This is a genomic window from Ruegeria sp. CDSA089 (assembly GCF_059612205.1).
Genome location: NZ_JBXWQD010000006.1, coordinates 70,273 through 86,388, shown reverse-complemented (window position 1 = coordinate 86,388; position 16,116 = coordinate 70,273). Strand labels below are relative to the sequence as shown.

Here is a 16,116-nt window from a genome sequence, read left to right as displayed (position 1 = left end):
ATTCTTTGTGCTTACGTGCGCCTGTCACATGAATGGAGGGATGCGAATGTATTACGGGATCTGGTTCGGCTAAAGCCGGGACACGTTGACCCGTAAGGGTGGTGTTCTGGCGCCATCTTTCTTCGCACGACCTATTATCTGCTCAATCTGGAGCACGCTTCATGTTTCGCTATTTCGAAAACCTTGTTGACCCTTTTGCCGCCTACACGGAAACCAACACGCCGCCCACGCGGCTGTGGCCGTTCATGCTGGAATATACCAGGCCCTTCTATGGGCTGTTTGTCTGGGCGGCGCTGATCTCGATCATTGTGGCTGCGGTCGAAGTTGGGCTGATCTACTACATGGGCCGCGTTGTGGACCTGTTGTCCGGCTCTCCGGCCGAAGTCTGGAAAGCCCATGGCACCGAGTTGATTCTGATGGCCATCTTCGTTCTGCTGCTGCGTCCGCTGTTGCATGTGGTGGATGTATTGCTGCTGAACAATGCAATTTTGCCCAATGTAGGGACTATTTTTAGATGGCGTGCCCATAATCATGTGATGCGCCAGTCGGTGAAATGGTTCGAAAATGATTTCGCCGGCCGTATCGCCAACCGCATCATGCAGACGCCTCCCGCCGCGGGTGAGGCGGTGTTTCAGGTGTTTGACGCGATCTCTTTCTCGCTTGCGTATCTGGTGGGTGCGGCGATCCTGTTGATGGCCGCCGATCCGCGCCTGTTATTGCCGTTGCTGATCTGGTTTACGCTCTATGCGCTGCTAGTACGATGGACGGTTGCGCGGGTGGGGCCCGCGTCCAAGGCGGCCTCGGATGCGCGGTCCGAAGTGACAGGGCGGGTGGTGGACAGCTATACCAACATCCATTCGGTCAAAATGTTTGCCCATGACGCGCAAGAGCTGGGCTATGCCCGCGAAGCGATCGAGGAAACGCGTCGCACGTTCCAGATCGAGATGCGGATTTTCACCATCATGGATGCTGTCCTGGTTGCGCTGAATGGGCTGCTGATCGTCAGCGTGGTCGGCTGGGCCATTGCGCTTTGGATGCAGGGCAGCGCCTCGGTCGGGGTGGTCGCGGCGGCGACGGCGCTGACCTTGCGGCTGAATGCGATGACCGGCTGGATCATGTGGGCGTTGACCAGCTTCTTTCGGGAGCTGGGTGTTGTGGCCGAAGGGATGGAGACGATTGCTCAACCCATCGACCTGCTCGATGCACCGGACGCACAGCCTTTGCAGTTGATCCACGGTCAGATCGACATCCGCGATCTGTCGCATCACTATGGGCGCGAGACCGGAGGGCTGGATCACATCAACCTGAAAATTCAGCCTGGTGAAAAGATCGGTCTGATCGGGCGGTCCGGAGCCGGTAAGTCGACGTTGGTCAAGTTGCTTTTGCGGTTTTATGATGTCGAACAGGGCGCGATCCTGATTGACGATCAGAACATCGCACAGGTCACGCAGAACAGTTTGCGCAGCCATATCGGCATGGTGCAGCAGGACAGCGCGTTGCTGCACCGCTCGGTTCGGGACAACATCCTCTATGGCCGCCCCGGAGCGACAAAGGAGCAAATGATCGCCGCCGCCAAGCAAGCCGAAGCGCATGAGTTCATCCTTGATCTGCAAGACCCGCAGGGGCGCACGGGTTATGACGCGCATGTGGGTGAGCGTGGCGTGAAACTGTCTGGTGGCCAACGGCAACGGGTGACGTTGGCGCGAGTCATTCTGAAAGATGCGCCGATTTTGCTGTTGGATGAGGCGACGTCCGCCCTAGATTCCGAGGTCGAAGCCTCAATCCAGGAAACGCTCTACGGCATGATGCAGGGAAAAACCGTGATCGCCATTGCTCACCGTCTTAGCACGATCGCCCGCATGGACCGTATTCTGGTCATGGATGGCGGCAAGATCGTCGAGCAGGGTGGCCATGCAGAGCTACTGTCGCAGGGCGGACTGTATGCTCAGTTCTGGGCGCGGCAATCCGGCGGCTTTCTGAACCCGGAGGCCGCGGAATGAGGGTTGCTGACCTCATACACCCGTTCAAATCCACCGAAACGCCCCCGCCGCAAACGCTGGGGGCGTTCATTCGCTGGAGCCTGTCGGGCGCCTGGCCGATGATCTTTGTTGCCGCGTTCTTCTCGGCGTCGGCAGGTGCGATGGAAGCCGGAACTGCCTGGATCTTGGGACGCGTCATAGACGTGGCGACCCAAGGCGGTCCCGAGGGTTTTCTGAGCGGCAGCAATCTGTGGGTCATCCTTGGCGGTGCCGCGTTCTTCATGCTGCTGCGCCCTGTGTTTTTCGGCATGTCGGCCCTGTCGAACAACTATGTCGTGATGCCCAATATCACGCCCTTGGTGTTGGCGAAGCTGAACCGCTGGACTCTGGGCCAATCCGTCACCTATTTCGATGATGATTTCGCCGGACGGATTGCGCAGAAACAGATGCAGACCTCGAACGCGATGGCCTCGGTCGTGTCCGAGACGATCAGTGCGATTGTCTTTGCGCTGGCCTCGCTTGTGGGTTCTTTGCTTTTGTTAGGATCGATTCATCCACTGGTGATGATGCCTTTTATCGGCTGGCTCATCGTCTACTTCCTTTTGATCCGCTGGTACCTGCCGCGAATCCGGTTGCGCTCGGGCGCGCGGGCCGGGGCGCGGGCGATGGTGTCGGGGCAGGTGGTGGATACGATCACCAATATCAAGACGGTCAAGCTGTTCGCCCATTCCGCGTTCGAAGATCAGGCCGCGCGTACAGCTATGGTCGATCTACGCGAAAGATCTCTGGAGTTCGGCAGCCTGTCCGCCGCTTTCCGGTTCATCCTGATGGTGCTGGCAGGTGTTCTGCCGGTCTTGCTGATGGGCGCGACCTTGTTGCTGTGGCGCAGCGACATTGCGACGGCGGGTGATATCGTTGCGGCGGGCGCAGTCTCGATCCGCATTTCGCAGATGACCGGCTGGGTCAGTTTCACCCTGATGGGTCTTTACGCCAATATCGGCGAGGTCGAAAATGGCATGAAAACCCTGGCCAAACGTGACCGGGTCGAGGATGCACCTGCCGCAAAGGAACTGAAAGTGGGTCAGGGTCAGATCGCCTTCGACCACGTTAGCTTTGCCTATGGTCGTGATATCGGCGGCGTATCGGATGTGGATTTGGTCATTCACCCCGGCGAAAAACTGGGGATCGTTGGGGCCTCTGGCGCAGGTAAATCGACGCTCGTCTCGCTGCTATTGCGGCTCTATGACGGGGAAAAAGGCGCTATTCGCATTGATGGGCAGGACGTGTCACAGGTGACGCAGGACAGCCTGCGCCGTCAGATCGGCATGGTCACGCAGGAAACCGCGATGTTCAATCGCTCGGCGCGTGACAATATTCTGTACGGCCGCCCCGATGCTTCAGAGGATCAGATGATTGCCGCCGCAAAAAAGGCCGAGGCGCATGAATTCATCCTGTCCCTGCAAGATGCTCACGGTCGCACCGGCTATGACGCGCATCTGGGTGAGCGGGGCGTAAAGCTGTCGGGTGGACAGCGTCAGCGCATCGCTTTGGCCCGCGCAATCCTCAAAGACGCCCCAATTTTGGTGCTGGATGAGGCGACCTCGGCGCTGGATTCCGAGGTTGAGGCGTCGATCCAGACAGCCTTGCACCGCGTGATGGAAGGCAAAACCGTTCTGGCCATTGCCCACCGCCTGTCCACCCTCAGCGAGATGGACCGGATCGTGGTTCTGGATCAGGGCCGCATCGTCGAATCCGGCACGCATGACGCGCTGCTGGATCAAAGTGGGCTTTATGCGCGGTTCTGGCACCGCCAGTCGGGTGGATTCATTCAGGCCGAAGCGGCGGAATAGCGCCCAAAGGGCTTTTGTTGTGCGCAAAGCACCGGTATCAGGCCCGCATGACTCAGACATTCACCATAAACCGCCTTGGCCATCAGGGCGACGGGATAGCCGACGGTCCCGTTTATGCCACCCGAACCCTTCCGGGTGAGGTGGTCAGCGGCACGCTTAAAGGGCAGGTTTTGACTGATATCCGGGTCGAAACCCCCTCGGACCAACGCGTGAAGGCACCGTGTCGCCACTATAAGACCTGCGGTGGCTGTCAATTGCAGCACGCGGCGGATGATTTTGTCGCTGACTGGAAAGTGGCGGTGGTGCGCAACGCGCTGGCCGCGCAGGGGCTCGATGCCCCGATGCGGCCCATTCACACCTCGCCGGAACGTTCGCGTCGCCGTGCAACGATTGCCGTTCGGCGGACGAAGAAAGGCACGCTTGCCGGGTTCCATGGACGCGCGTCTGATACCATCACCGAGATCCCCGATTGTCACCTGCTGGACCCGGCCCTGATCGCTGCCATTCCCGTGGCCGAGGCGCTGGCTCTGTTGGGTGGCAGTCGTAAAGGCGTGCTGGCGGTGACGCTCACCTTGTCCGAAGGCGGACTGGACGTTGCGGTCAAAGGCGGCAAGCCGCTGGATGGCCCGTTGGAACTGGCCCTTGCGCAAGCGACCGAGAAACACGGGCTTGCCCGCCTCAGTTGGGAGGGCGAGGTTATCGCGATGCGCCACGCCCCGGTTCAGCGCTTTGGCGGAGCTGCGGTTGTACCGCCGCCTGGTGCGTTTTTGCAGGCGACGAAAGAGGGCGAACAGGCTCTGTTACAGGCAGTTTTGCAGGCCACGCAGGGGGCAAAGCGGGTTGTCGATCTGTTTGCAGGATGCGGAACCTTCTCGCTGCCTCTGGCGCAAACTGCCGAAGTTTATGCAGTTGAGGGCGAGTCTGCGATGACCGACGCGTTGGATCAGGGGTGGCGCCGGGCACAGAGGTTGAAAAAAGTCACGACCGAGGCGCGCGATCTGTTCCGCCGCCCGCTGATGCCGGACGAGCTGAAACCCTATGACGCCGTGGTGCTGGACCCGCCCCGCGCCGGGGCAGAGGCACAAACTGCCGAGCTGGCGCAGGCCAAACCGCCGGTGATTGCCTATGTTTCGTGCAACCCGGTCACCTTTGCCCGCGACGCAAAGACGCTGGTTAACGCAGGCTACACCCTTGAATGGGTACAGGTGGTTGACCAATTTCGGTGGTCGTCCCACACCGAACTTGCCGCCCGGTTCGCTCTGAACCCCTAATCGCACTGGAGATCCCGAATGGGCATCAATCAGCGTCTGCTGACCATTATAGAAGCGCCGATTTTCGGCAAATTCATCACCGGTGTCATCCTGTTTAACGCCGCTCTCTTGGGCATGGAAACCTCCGAGACGTTGATGGAGGCTGCGGGCCCTTTGATCGTGACTCTGGATAAGCTTTGTCTTGCGATCTTTGTGGCCGAGATCGCGATGAAACTGGTCGCGACCGGGCGTCGGTTCTTCACAAGCGGCTGGAATATCTTTGATTTTATCATTGTGGGCATAGCTCTTGTCCCCAGTGCCGGCGCATTGTCTGTGTTGCGGGCATTGCGAATTCTGCGAGTGTTACGCGTGATCTCGGTCGCGCCGCGCCTGCGTCGGGTCGTCGAAGGCTTTATCTCGGCGCTGCCGGGCATGGCCAGCGTATTTTTGCTGATGGCGATACTGTTCTATATCGGGGCTGTGATCTCGACCAAGCTGTTCTCGGGCAGCTTTCCCGACTGGTTCGGCGATCTGGGTCTGTCGGCCTATACACTGTTTCAGATCATGACGCTGGAAAGTTGGTCTATGGGGATCGTCCGCCCAGTGATGCAGGTTTATCCCTATGCATGGCTGTTCTTTGTTCCCTTCATCATGGTCACGACCTTTGCAGTGGTGAACCTGCTGGTTGGTCTGATCGTGAACTCGATGCAGGACGCGCACCATGCCGAGGATGAAGTGAAAACCGATGCCTATCGGGACGAGGTGCTGGAACGGCTGGAAAATATCGAACGACGCCTGGCCGAGCGGGCGAACAGCAAAAAGTGATTTCAGTTTTTGTGTTTTATGGCATAATTTCGGAAAAAAATAAGTAGCAGGCAGTGAAATATGGATCGTCGAGCATTTGGATTGGGTGCTGTGGCAGCGGTAGGCCTTTCGGCCTGTGCCTCGGCCAGCCCACGTTTTCTAACTTATGATGGACCCGAAGTAACATCTTTGGTCATCAACAAGGGCGCGCGGAAGTTGTATCTTCTGCACAACGAACACGTCCTCAAGGAATATAATGTAGATCTTGGATTCGCCCCCGAAGGGACCAAGACCAAGCGCGGCGATGGGCGCACCCCCGAGGGCACCTATCTGATTGACCGCCGCAACCCCAACAGCCGATATCACTTGTCGTTGGGAATCTCGTATCCCAATTCCAACGATGTTGCGCAGGCCAAAGCCGCCGGGGTTGATCCGGGTGGGGATATCTTTATCCACGGCCAACCGAACAGACGGGCTGAACGCAAACGCGCCAAGAAAACGCCCGATTGGACGGCAGGCTGCATCGCCGTCAAGAATGAAGAGATTGAAGAGATCTACGCGATGGTAAACCGCGGCACGATCATCACCTTGCGCGCGTAACCGGTTTCCACCGATCAAATCCGAATTGCATATAGTCGCGCTGGTAGGTTTCGGCCGCCAGCGCCTCGATTTTTTCGTCACAAATGTCTGACAGGTCGTAAGGCGCATCGCGCACTACGGCCGTTGGAGTCGGGGGGGCCTCATGGCCGAAACGGCGCGCCAACTCGGGCAGGGCAGTGGTGACGTCTTCTTCGCGTAGGATCAGATCAGGGGGCGTGAAACCCGCCATCCCCTCCAGCACTTGTGCCTGGCTGCACCAGACCCCGTCAACGCGCACCGGAGTCTGACCGGCCAGATTCTGGCGGAGAAAGGTCAGGAATTCGCAAAAAGCCTGATGGTGCTGCTCGATCGGATAATTGCCGTCGCGCAATTGACCGGGGATTGGCAGTTTGAACCGATTGCGCAGCATGTTGCGAATTTTCAGATAAGCGCCCGGTTCGGTGCTGAGGATATAGCGGCAATAGGCCGTATGAGCCCGCGCCAAAGGGTGGCGCAGCACCGTGAATTTGCGGTGTCCGGGATGTGATTGCAGCCAGTTCCGTGCTTGTCGCCTGTTCTGGCCCGTGGTCAGATCATCCTGCGGCACGCCATCCAGATCCGCCAGCCATTGCGTGATCGGCCCTTCCAGCCCACCGCGCACAGGCAGATACATCAGCGGCGTTTGCGGGGCGGCCACATAGGTCGCAACAGCCGGACCGCGCCGGGGCTCGAAATTCGGCGTGCGATGCAGGTTGAACCGGTCCAGAGTGGGCAGCGCGCGCTCCATCTCATCAGGGTTTGTCACTTTGGAGCGCGCCGGTTCCGGGTTTTGCGGTTTGAGCGTGTCGTCCAATGCATCCAACCGCGCCTCAACCCCCAACCATGCGGCCAGGCCGTTCAAACTGTCCAGCCGCCGCAGATCCTCATAGGCAAGGTAGAAGGGGGTCTGACCGGTGGCTTGCATCTGGTGTAGGATCGAGGTTTGGAAGGCGTGGTGTTGATCCAGAAACCGTTCGAACTCGGCCGCGTCAAAACCAACCTGCGCTTCGCGCCGCCGCTTTATGTTCTTGAGCTGCCATTGCTTGGTTTCCCGCGCGATCTTAAGCGAAACATAGCTGTCCAAAGGATTGCGCGTCAGAATAATCTTGGCGCAGCGCGGATCGGTCAAAACAGGCTCTAACACACGATTGTCGTGACCGTCGAAAAACCGAAACCCGTTCAGACCGTCGTCCGACCGGATGGCGTCCAGCAGGGACAGCGGGTCCGCATCGCGTTCATCCAACGTGATTCCTAACAGATCGTCCTTTTTGATGCGCCCGATGAAATGCGGGTTGAACGCCTCTCCGTGGCTGGTCACACCGTCCAGCGCATTCAGGTTTGCTTCCAAAAGGTTCGAACCGGTGCGCATGGCGGCGAGAATGACAAAATAGTCGAAGGTTTTGGCCATTGCGCGCTATTGTACCAGATAGGGTTTCGGAAACGCGCGGAGTTTGGTGCCAAACACGTCATCTGCCGGAAAATCGCCCATCAGATAGGGGTGCATGCCCTGGTTTTTCAGATTTTGCAGGAATTGCCCAAATCCGCTGAGATCCACCATGGTGGGGGCTTTGGTCAAGTGGCCGTGGGGTTGTGTACCAATCTCATCAATCACGGTTTGTAGTGCTTCCATCGGCGATTCCACGAACTCGGCCAAGGTCCAGGTCTTGACCCGTGCCTTGGTCCAAACCGAGTTCAGAACCTCGAGCTGTTTGGTCTCGATTTGCTGAAGCCGCGCCGCCTCGGCCCGAATGTCGGCGAAGTCCCGGTTGGACTGGAACAAGGGGATCGCCCAGGCCCCAGTGATGGCCGAGATTTGGGCATTTCGGTCGCGGGCAAAGAACCAGTTGATCTTTTGCGTGTCGCGTGGGCTGAACTGAAAACATTGCCGTTCACCCCGCGTGTTCCAGATCAGGTTTGAAACGAATGCAGTAGGATTATAGTCGCGCAAAGTGGCGCAATCGCTTAAGGCACCGTTGATGACAGATGCCCCATCCACAAATTCGGCCCGCTCAGGGTCGAACAGATGTCCGTGGACACGCGTTCCAGTACAATCCGTCAGCCAGGGCGCAAAATCTTCGAACAACTCGGCAAAGCCCTGAAACACAGAATAGGGGAAACAGGTCAGGCCATTTTCGCTGCCATGGCGGGGGAAGCGGCTTTGCATGTACAGCCCGTCCCGGCCGCGGGTCCGACGTTCGACCGCTTTGGAAAAGACTCGGTCAATCTTGCCGGGGTTGGGCTCTGCCCGTTCCAACGCGCCGGATTGATCCGTCAGAAAACTTTGGTACAGACGATCAGCCTCGCACCAGATTTTGCGGGCAACAAAACAGTCGGACCGGCGCAGCAATTGTAGATGGTCGTCATAGAAAATATGCGGACGACCCTGAAAATCGAATTTCGACAGAGTCAGAGACCGGCTTTCAATATGTGTCGAATACATTCGGGCCAGCGTCTGGAAATAGCTTTCATCCGGTATCCAGACCCGACTGAAATAGCGGTCATAGGTCTTGCGTTTGGGGTCTTGCAGAATGGCGGACAGTGTCTGACGGGTCAGGCACCACCATTGGCTGCCCATATGTGGTACAAGACCGTCTGGAATTCGTCGGCGCAGACCGAGCGCGCGTTGGAGCTTCACATGGACATCAAACAATTTGCGATGCTTGCGCCAGGAAAACGGAAACCGCAGGGTGAACCGTTCCTGATCCAGCCCGCCAATTGTCCAACTGACATCTGCGGTCGTGGCGCTTTCGATGAAATCGACGCGGGGCCGCTGTGCAAGGTAGTCGATGAGTTCGGCAACTGGGCGCAGAGGCAGACACGCGCCGGAGGACAGAAAAACGTGATGCACATCGGGAAAAGCGTTCAACATCATCTCGGACGCTGATTGCGTGGCTTGCACAATTCCCCAGCCACCCCAATGGCAGGTGGACCGGTCTGAAAAGCGGATCAGGGGTTCATCTTTACAAGCGGCTCTGAACGCAGCGCATGTGGGGTCGGGCACTTTGCGATCCACGTGAATGACAACAGGGCATCCGGCGGCGGCCCAATGGCGGGCAACCTGTTCGGCCCGGTTGAAGGCAGTGTGGACCAGCATGACAACCCCAAGGCTCATGCCCAGTTCCCCTTGGACATCAGGCCCAGAATCTCAAGCTGCCGCCAGTTGATGTATTTCTCGGACCAGTCGCACCAGAACACGGTCTGATCCTCCAGCCCTTCAGCATAGGCGCGGTATTCGCCGGACTTGCGGTAGTGCTGGCCGCGCTGCATTTCTTCCAGCGCTTTGGCACCCAACGTATCGATCAGCTTGGCGTGCAGCAGGGCGCCGCTGGCTTTCTCGCCCCCCCATTCGTCATAGACCTGATTCAACCCGCGCGGCAGCAGGGAATGGGTCGAGCTGACATAGACATAGCGCCGGTCCCATTTCACAAGCGGGATCTTGTTTAACGCGGGGGCTTTTTCCGGTGTGTCGCGAAAAAACGTGCGTGCGCGGGGGCCGCCCTGTATCCACAGGTTCCCATACTCGGGGTTCTTGGTGATCATGTAATTGCCCGCGTCGAACCAACGGGCGATTTCGAACGGGTCCTGACCCTCGCGGTAAGGTTCATCATCCACGGGTCCGCGTGGGTACATATCGACCAGCATGGTGCCGAAACTGCGCACGGCACATCCGTTCAACCAATCGGTTAAAGCGCGGATGGGGCGCGTGTCGCAGAACGGGTAGATAAAGAACTCGTCCGGGTCGACTGTCAGTACCCAATGACCGTGGGCGTATTTCCGCAGCAGGTAGTTGGACCAGTCGATGCCAAAGGTTGCCCGCCGATAGCTGGCATCAGTTGACCAAAGCGAGACATCGGGTTGATTGGCCAGAAACGCACCGGTTCCGTCCTCGCTGTCATTGTCGACGAACAGAAAGTGATCGACCCCTAGCTTTCGGTAATAGTCCAGGAAATACGGCAGGCGAATTTTCTCGTTCCGCACGACGCTGACCAGCAGAATATCGCGGCGGCTGATCTTGTTAGTCTGGTCCATGACAGGCGTCAGTTCGCGCCGCTTGCGCAGGCAACGCAAAAGGCGGCGCTTGCGCCGCAATCTCATGCGATACGAATCCAACAGGCTCACGTGACGGCCCAACCTTTTACTTTACGCGAGCATCTCCGGGGCCTGGATCAACCAGAGTGGTGCCGGAGCATTGCCGCGTTATGCCATCTTTCCATCTATCAAAGCAACGCATTTACAAGTCGTTAGCCCGCGCGGCGGATTTCCACTCAATTTTTCCCATCAGGCCAAGCTGCTGAAGCTGTCTCCAGCCTTTGTAACGGGCCGAGTTGGGCGTCCATATGGTGGGACGATTAAGAATGCCGTCGTAATACGTGTTGAATTGATCGGGGTCGTGGAAATGCTGTCGGCGAGTCTTTTCGACACCTGATTTCTCAACCACTTCGGGTAGGAATTTGGTATGCAGCAAAGCCCCAGAGGGCGCGTTGTCGCCCGGTCCGTCATAGGCTGCGTTCAGCCTGCGCGGCAGGGCGGAATGACACGAATTCACATATGCATAGCGTCGCGACCAGCGGATCAGCGGGATTTTGTTCAATGTGGGTGACTTTTGCGGCGTTTCGGCAAAGAACATCCGTTCCCGCGCGCCCCCTTGAACCCAGAGGTTCCCCAACGGAGCCTGCCTTTGCCCCCGATAGGGCCCAGTGTCGAACCAGTTCAGAACTTCGGTCGGGTCGGAGTTGGGGTCATAGCCCTGTGTCCCAAGGGGCGTGTCGGGGTAGAGGTCCAGCATCAAGGCACCAAATGCGTTTCGCCCGGTGCGGTCCAGCCATGCCGTGAGGTCCGGCAAAGGATGAGTGTCGTGGTCGGGATAAACTAACAGCTCATCTGCATCGACCATCAGCGTCCAATGGCCGTGACCATATCGCATCTGCAACCATGTCAGCCAATCCAGACCAAAACGTGACGCACGATAGCTGGCCGTGGTTTGCCAAAGCGAAACGTCGGGTTGGCTTTGGAGATACTCGGTTGAACCATCGTCGCTGTCATTGTCGACGACCAGAAAATGATCAACGCCCAACGCACGGTAATGGTTGAAAAACCACGGCAACCGATTGCGTTCATTGCGCAGGGTGGTGAAGGACAGAATGGCATTGGGACGAATGTCGCTGGTCCGGTCCCTCAGGCATGTCAGGTCATGTCGGCTGCGGAACGCGCGCCACAAAAGCCGCCGACGTTTCAGGCGCAACCGGTATTTCTGCGCCCAAGAGACAGGCGGAAGAGGGTTGGTGGCAGCGGTCACCGCGCCCTCATTTCTCGTAATGCCCGTTTTGTTGCCAGCGCCATGCATCTGCAATCATCGTCTCTAACGTTGAGTTTTTTGGCGTCCAGCCCAGTTCAGCCCCGGCGCGAACCGAGCCGGATACAAGCTTGGTGCAATCCCCCGCCCGACGCGGACCGATGGAGTAGGGCACATCACGGTTGGTGACCGCTTTGGAATGGCCGATGACCTCCATCACTGAAAAACCCGTCCCGGTGCCCAGATTGAACACGCGGCTGCCCTTGCCTTGCTCCAGCCAGTTCAGGCCCAGCACATGCGCATCGACCAGATCGCAGACATGCACATAGTCGCGGATACAGGTGCCGTCGGGTGTGTCGTAGTCGGTGCCGAACACGGTCAACCCGTCGCGCTTGCCGTCTATGGCGTCCAGCATCAGGGGGATCAGATGAGTCTCGGGACGGTGATATTCGCCCACTTCGCCCTCGGGGTCCGCACCTGCTACGTTGAAATAGCGGAAAATCACGTGGTTCAGCACATGCGCTGCATCAAAATCGCGCAAAATATCTTCGATCGCGCGTTTCGAAGCCCCGTAGGCGTTCAGCGGCAATTGCGGCGTATCTTCGTCCAGAACCACATTGTCGTGCTCGCCATAGGTCGCGCAGGTCGATGAGAATACGAAATTTTCGCAGCCCGCAGCGACCGTGGCTTCGATCAGATTGAGCGAGCCGGTGACGTTATTGGTCCAGTATTTTCCGGGCTCCGACATCGCTTCACCCACCTGGCTGAGGGCTGCGAAATGCATGACGGCGGCGGGTTTGTATTTGGCGAAGACCTCATCCAGCCGGGTACGGTCCAGCAGATCGCCCTGTACAAACGGTCCGAATTTCACCGCATCCTGCCAGCCGGTGATCAGATTGTCATAGGTGACGGGCGTGTATCCGGCTTGTTTCAGCGCCTTGCAGGCGTGGGACCCGATATATCCGGCGCCGCCGGTTACAAGAATATTGGTCATCAGGCAGTCTTTTTCAGCATTGTGGAAGGATGCAGCTCCGCATCAAGGCTCATGGGTTATTCCAATCCCATGTCGGCCATCATCTGTTCCAGCTTGGGTACGTCCTGGGGGTTGTTCAACTCCCAGAACTGGCGACCCTTGGATTCGACTTCGACGCACAGGACTTTGCGACCATTCTCCATAAAGCGCAGTTGTTCCAGACCTTCTAACTGCTCCAACGGGCCAACGGGCCATGTGGGGTAGGCGGCCAGAGCGTCAGGGCGATAGGCGTAGACGCCAACATGGTGGAACACCGGGGTGTCGTCCTCACCCGCATAGGTCTGCGCTGTGTAGGGCACGACCTCTTTTGAGAAATACAAAGCGCTGTGATCGGCGGCGAAAACAGCAGTGGTGCCGCCTACCCGGCCGTGTTTGCGGTCATTCAGCAGGCTGTTGAGCGCATCGCCATCGCAGCGAAGAACAGGCGTGGCCACACCGGCCTCGGGTGCGGCGCGCAGACCCGCGATCAGGTCTTCCACAAACCAATGCGGTGTCAGTGGCGCGTCGCCCTGAAGGTTCACCACGATATCATAGCCCGCGCCCAGATTGGCATGGGTTTCAGCGCAGCGTTCGGTGCCATTCTGGCAGGTGTCTGAAGTCATCACCACCTCGGCCCCAAACCCTTCGGCCGCCTCGCGGATACGGTCGTCATCGGTGGCGACAACTACCTTGTCCACGCCCGACACTGAACAGGCCGCACGCCACGACCGTTCAATCAGCGTCATCGCCTTGCCGCTTGCCCCGGTCAGAGGCACCAGCGGTTTGCCCGGATAGCGGGACGAGGCATAGCGGGCGGGAATGGTGATCAGAACGGACATCAGGCTTCCTTCAACTCAACACCCGGAGCGTAGGCGATGAAGAACGGATTTGCATAGCCGTCCTTGCCATAGCTCAGCGGTTCGTGGTTGTCGAAGCGCACCACCTTGCCGCCGGCACCAGCCAGAACTGCGTGACCTGCGGCTGTGTCCCATTCCATTGTGCGGCCAACGCGAGGGTACAGATCGGCCTCACCGGTTGCGACCAGACAGAATTTGAGCGATGAACCCGCGCTTTTGCTGTCGCGCACTTGATACTTGTTGATGTAATCCTCGGTTGCCTGATCGCGGTGCGACTTGGAGGCCACGATCAAAAGCGCCGAATTGTTTGGTTTAGAGACGAGTATCGGCGTCACGTCGCCCACGATATCCTTGTCCAGAGCGCCGGTTTCCTCAACTGATTGTCCATCGGGCTGAGTATAGAACATGCGTTCCTTGGCCGGGGCGTAAACCACCCCGCGCGTCGGTACGCCATTTTCCACCAGCGCAATGTTCACTGTGAAATCCCCGCGACGGTTGATGAACTCTTTGGTGCCGTCCAGCGGGTCCACGATCAGGAACGTGTCGCCTTTCTCAGAGTGCGAGGCCGCCTGTTCCTCGGTCACCAGCAGGATATCGGGGAAGGCTGCGCGCAGGCCGGCCGAGATAAGAGCGTCCGCAGCCTCATCCGCTTCGGTTACAGGGCTGGCATCAGATTTGACCTTCACGTCGAAATCATCCGAGTTATAGATCTCCATGATCTTGTCACCGGCTTCCAGTGCCAAACGTCGAATGACGGGGATGAGGGCGTCGTAGGTCACAAAAAGGCTCCGTTCCTGTGATTTGTTGATTGAAAATCCTGACGGCCTTATGATGTCCCGGTTACGGAACAGCAAGAATTTCGTGCCAGATTGCTGGCAATAAAGCAGGAAAGACCGCGCAGGTGTATTACTTTAAGCGAAACCGGACGCTTTTGGGTGGTGCCTTCACCACCTCGGAACTGGTGTTTCATTCGGTGGTGCGCAGCATTCGTTCGCAACGATCGAACGCGGTGCTGGCGGTGATCATGAATATCGTCCAGATTCTTGCACTGGTGACGGTGTTTTATCTGATCATGACGCTGGTCGGAAGGGTAACCGGCTTGTCCAAGATTCGCGGCAATTCGATCCTGTTCTTGCTGTCTGGGGTGTTTCTGTTCCTGACGCACGTGAAATCCGTAAGCGGCGTGGCCGGGGTTGCGACCGGAAACAACCCAATGATGCTGCATTCGCCAATGAACATGATGGTGTCGCTTCTGGCAGCGGCGTTCGGGACGTTCTACACGCAACTGGTTTCGATCCTGGTCATCCTGTTCATGTATCACGTTGCCATCGAACCGCTTGAAATTCAGGATCCGGGTGGCGCGTTCTATATGCTTGTGCTGGCCTGGTTTACCGGCAGCGCAGTTGGCGTCCTGTTTATGGCGCTCAAGCCCTGGCTTCCGACATTTGTGTCCATTTCGTCCGTCGTCTACCGTCGGATCAATATGATCTTTTCTGGCAAGATGTTTGTGGCCAACAGTCTGGGTGGGTTCACTTTGACCATGTTTATCTGGAACCCGCTGTTTCACGTCATTGACCAATGCCGCGGGTTCGTGTTTCGCAACTATTTCCCGCGCCAGACCAGCTGGGAATACGCGCTTTGGGTAGGCATTATCCTGCTTTTGATCGGTTTGCTGGGCATTTTCTTCACCCGTCAGCACGTGTCGAAAAGCTGGGGGGCGCGCAGCTAGGTCGCCACGCGCAACGTCAGATTGATCCGACCACCCTTGGGCAACAGTTTGGATGATCCGAACCGGATACGGTCCACCCCGTGATAGGTCAGGCGCGCGGGGCCGCCCATGATCACCACATCGCCCGAGTTCAGCCAGATCGACTCGGTCTTGCCGCCACGGGTGGTGTTGCCGATGCGGAACAAAGCATCATCGCCCAGCGAGATTGACAGGACTGGCCAGGAAAAGTCAGCTTCATCCTTGTCCTGATGCAGTCCCATGCGGGTGCCCTCGCCATAATAGTTGATCAGGCAGCAATCTGGGTCGCGCTCGACGCTGGCGAGGGCGTGCCAGATTTCAAGGATCAGATCGGGGATCGCGGGCCATGCCACCCCCTTGGGATGGTGATCCTGATACCGGTACCCCGCCCGGTCCGACACCCATCCCAGCGCCCCGGCCGAGGTCATTCTTACCGACATCTCTTTGCCCGATGGCGTCGTCGGGCGGAACAGGGGTGCAGATTTCAGAATCGGGCGCAACAGGTCTATCAGCGCGGTCTGCGCTGCCACATCCAGATAGGCTTTTCTGATATCGAAATCGCGCAAAAGCAGCCGCGTCATCGAAGATTCCTCAATCCTTGCCGAAACGTTGCAAAAAAGGCCCCAGATTCCCGAAAACCTGCGATTTACACCGCTTGCAGGCTTTTGGTCTCGCCCTTATATACGCCGGGACGCGTGATGGTGTA

At 58.0% G+C, this 16,116-nt stretch carries 14 protein-coding genes; 6 read left to right on the top strand and 8 right to left on the bottom strand.

The genetic code is table 11. From position 1 onward, the window contains the following. Nucleotides 1–161: 161 nt before the first annotated feature. The 5 genes from AC2FJ6_RS14905 to AC2FJ6_RS14885 are packed head-to-tail and all read left to right on the top strand — an operon-like array spanning nucleotide 162 to nucleotide 6,483. On the top strand, nucleotides 162–2,000 hold the full coding sequence (locus AC2FJ6_RS14905; protein ID WP_170771387.1) for an ABC transporter ATP-binding protein: 1,839 nt from the start codon (nucleotides 162–164) through the stop codon (nucleotides 1,998–2,000). Then, on the top strand, nucleotides 1,997–3,829 hold the full coding sequence (locus AC2FJ6_RS14900) for an ABC transporter ATP-binding protein (protein WP_170771389.1): 1,833 nt from the start codon (nucleotides 1,997–1,999) through the stop codon (nucleotides 3,827–3,829). Before AC2FJ6_RS14905 ends, AC2FJ6_RS14900 begins: the two co-directional genes overlap by 4 nt. Nucleotides 3,830–3,876: 47 nt before the next feature. Then, nucleotides 3,877–5,100 (top strand): class I SAM-dependent RNA methyltransferase, encoded by a 1,224-nt coding sequence (locus AC2FJ6_RS14895; protein ID WP_170771391.1) that lies wholly within the window; start codon nucleotides 3,877–3,879, stop codon nucleotides 5,098–5,100. An 18-nt stretch (nucleotides 5,101–5,118) separates the two neighbouring features. After that, nucleotides 5,119–5,904 carry an ion transporter gene (locus AC2FJ6_RS14890; protein ID WP_170771393.1) on the top strand — a complete coding sequence of 262 codons (786 nt, stop codon included), beginning with the start codon at nucleotides 5,119–5,121 and terminating at the stop codon, nucleotides 5,902–5,904. Nucleotides 5,905–5,964: 60 nt separating this feature from the next. Further along, the gene (locus AC2FJ6_RS14885; RefSeq protein WP_170771395.1) at nucleotides 5,965–6,483 is read left to right on the top strand and encodes a L,D-transpeptidase family protein; all 519 of its coding nucleotides are present in this window, start codon (nucleotides 5,965–5,967) and stop codon (nucleotides 6,481–6,483) included. Here the strand turns inward: AC2FJ6_RS14885 and AC2FJ6_RS14880 are convergent. The 7 genes from AC2FJ6_RS14880 to cysQ form a co-directional block, all read right to left on the bottom strand. Continuing rightward, on the bottom strand, nucleotides 6,467–7,909 hold the full coding sequence (locus AC2FJ6_RS14880) for a nodulation protein NodH (protein ID WP_170771397.1): 1,443 nt from the start codon (nucleotides 7,907–7,909) through the stop codon (nucleotides 6,467–6,469). The genes AC2FJ6_RS14885 and AC2FJ6_RS14880 overlap by 17 nt on opposite strands. A 6-nt stretch (nucleotides 7,910–7,915) precedes the next feature. Continuing rightward, on the bottom strand, nucleotides 7,916–9,613 hold the full coding sequence (locus AC2FJ6_RS14875) for a DUF5927 domain-containing protein (protein ID WP_170771399.1): 1,698 nt from the start codon (nucleotides 9,611–9,613) through the stop codon (nucleotides 7,916–7,918). After that, nucleotides 9,610–10,596: a glycosyltransferase family 2 protein gene (locus tag AC2FJ6_RS14870; RefSeq protein ID WP_170771586.1), complete on the bottom strand. Its 987-nt coding sequence runs from the start codon at nucleotides 10,594–10,596 to the stop codon at nucleotides 9,610–9,612. Before AC2FJ6_RS14870 ends, AC2FJ6_RS14875 begins: the two co-directional genes overlap by 4 nt. A 136-nt stretch (nucleotides 10,597–10,732) precedes the next feature. Beyond that, a complete protein-coding gene (locus AC2FJ6_RS14865; protein ID WP_331252096.1) occupies nucleotides 10,733–11,797 on the bottom strand; it encodes a glycosyltransferase family 2 protein in 1,065 nt (354 codons plus the stop codon). Nucleotides 11,798–11,804: 7 nt separating this feature from the next. Beyond that, the gene (gene galE / locus AC2FJ6_RS14860; protein ID WP_170771403.1) at nucleotides 11,805–12,788 is read right to left on the bottom strand and encodes a UDP-glucose 4-epimerase GalE; all 984 of its coding nucleotides are present in this window, start codon (nucleotides 12,786–12,788) and stop codon (nucleotides 11,805–11,807) included. 56 nt (nucleotides 12,789–12,844) lie between these two features. Beyond that, nucleotides 12,845–13,645 carry a 3-deoxy-manno-octulosonate cytidylyltransferase gene (locus AC2FJ6_RS14855; RefSeq protein WP_496669432.1) on the bottom strand — a complete coding sequence of 267 codons (801 nt, stop codon included), beginning with the start codon at nucleotides 13,643–13,645 and terminating at the stop codon, nucleotides 12,845–12,847. Further along, nucleotides 13,645–14,442, bottom strand: coding sequence for a 3'(2'),5'-bisphosphate nucleotidase CysQ (gene cysQ / locus AC2FJ6_RS14850; RefSeq protein ID WP_496669429.1), 798 nt, complete (start codon nucleotides 14,440–14,442; stop codon nucleotides 13,645–13,647). Before cysQ ends, AC2FJ6_RS14855 begins: the two co-directional genes overlap by 1 nt. A 122-nt stretch (nucleotides 14,443–14,564) precedes the next feature. Between cysQ and AC2FJ6_RS14845 the strand changes: the two genes are divergently transcribed. Further along, the gene (locus tag AC2FJ6_RS14845) at nucleotides 14,565–15,392 is read left to right on the top strand and encodes an ABC transporter permease (protein ID WP_170786131.1); all 828 of its coding nucleotides are present in this window, start codon (nucleotides 14,565–14,567) and stop codon (nucleotides 15,390–15,392) included. On the opposite strand, the gene AC2FJ6_RS14840 is transcribed toward AC2FJ6_RS14845, so the two are convergent. Then, complete coding sequence (locus AC2FJ6_RS14840; RefSeq protein WP_496669427.1) at nucleotides 15,389–15,991, bottom strand: alpha-ketoglutarate-dependent dioxygenase AlkB family protein; 603 nt, start codon at nucleotides 15,989–15,991, stop codon at nucleotides 15,389–15,391. The two genes, AC2FJ6_RS14845 and AC2FJ6_RS14840, sit on opposite strands and share 4 nt — an antisense overlap. Nucleotides 15,992–16,116: the final 125 nt, after the last annotated feature.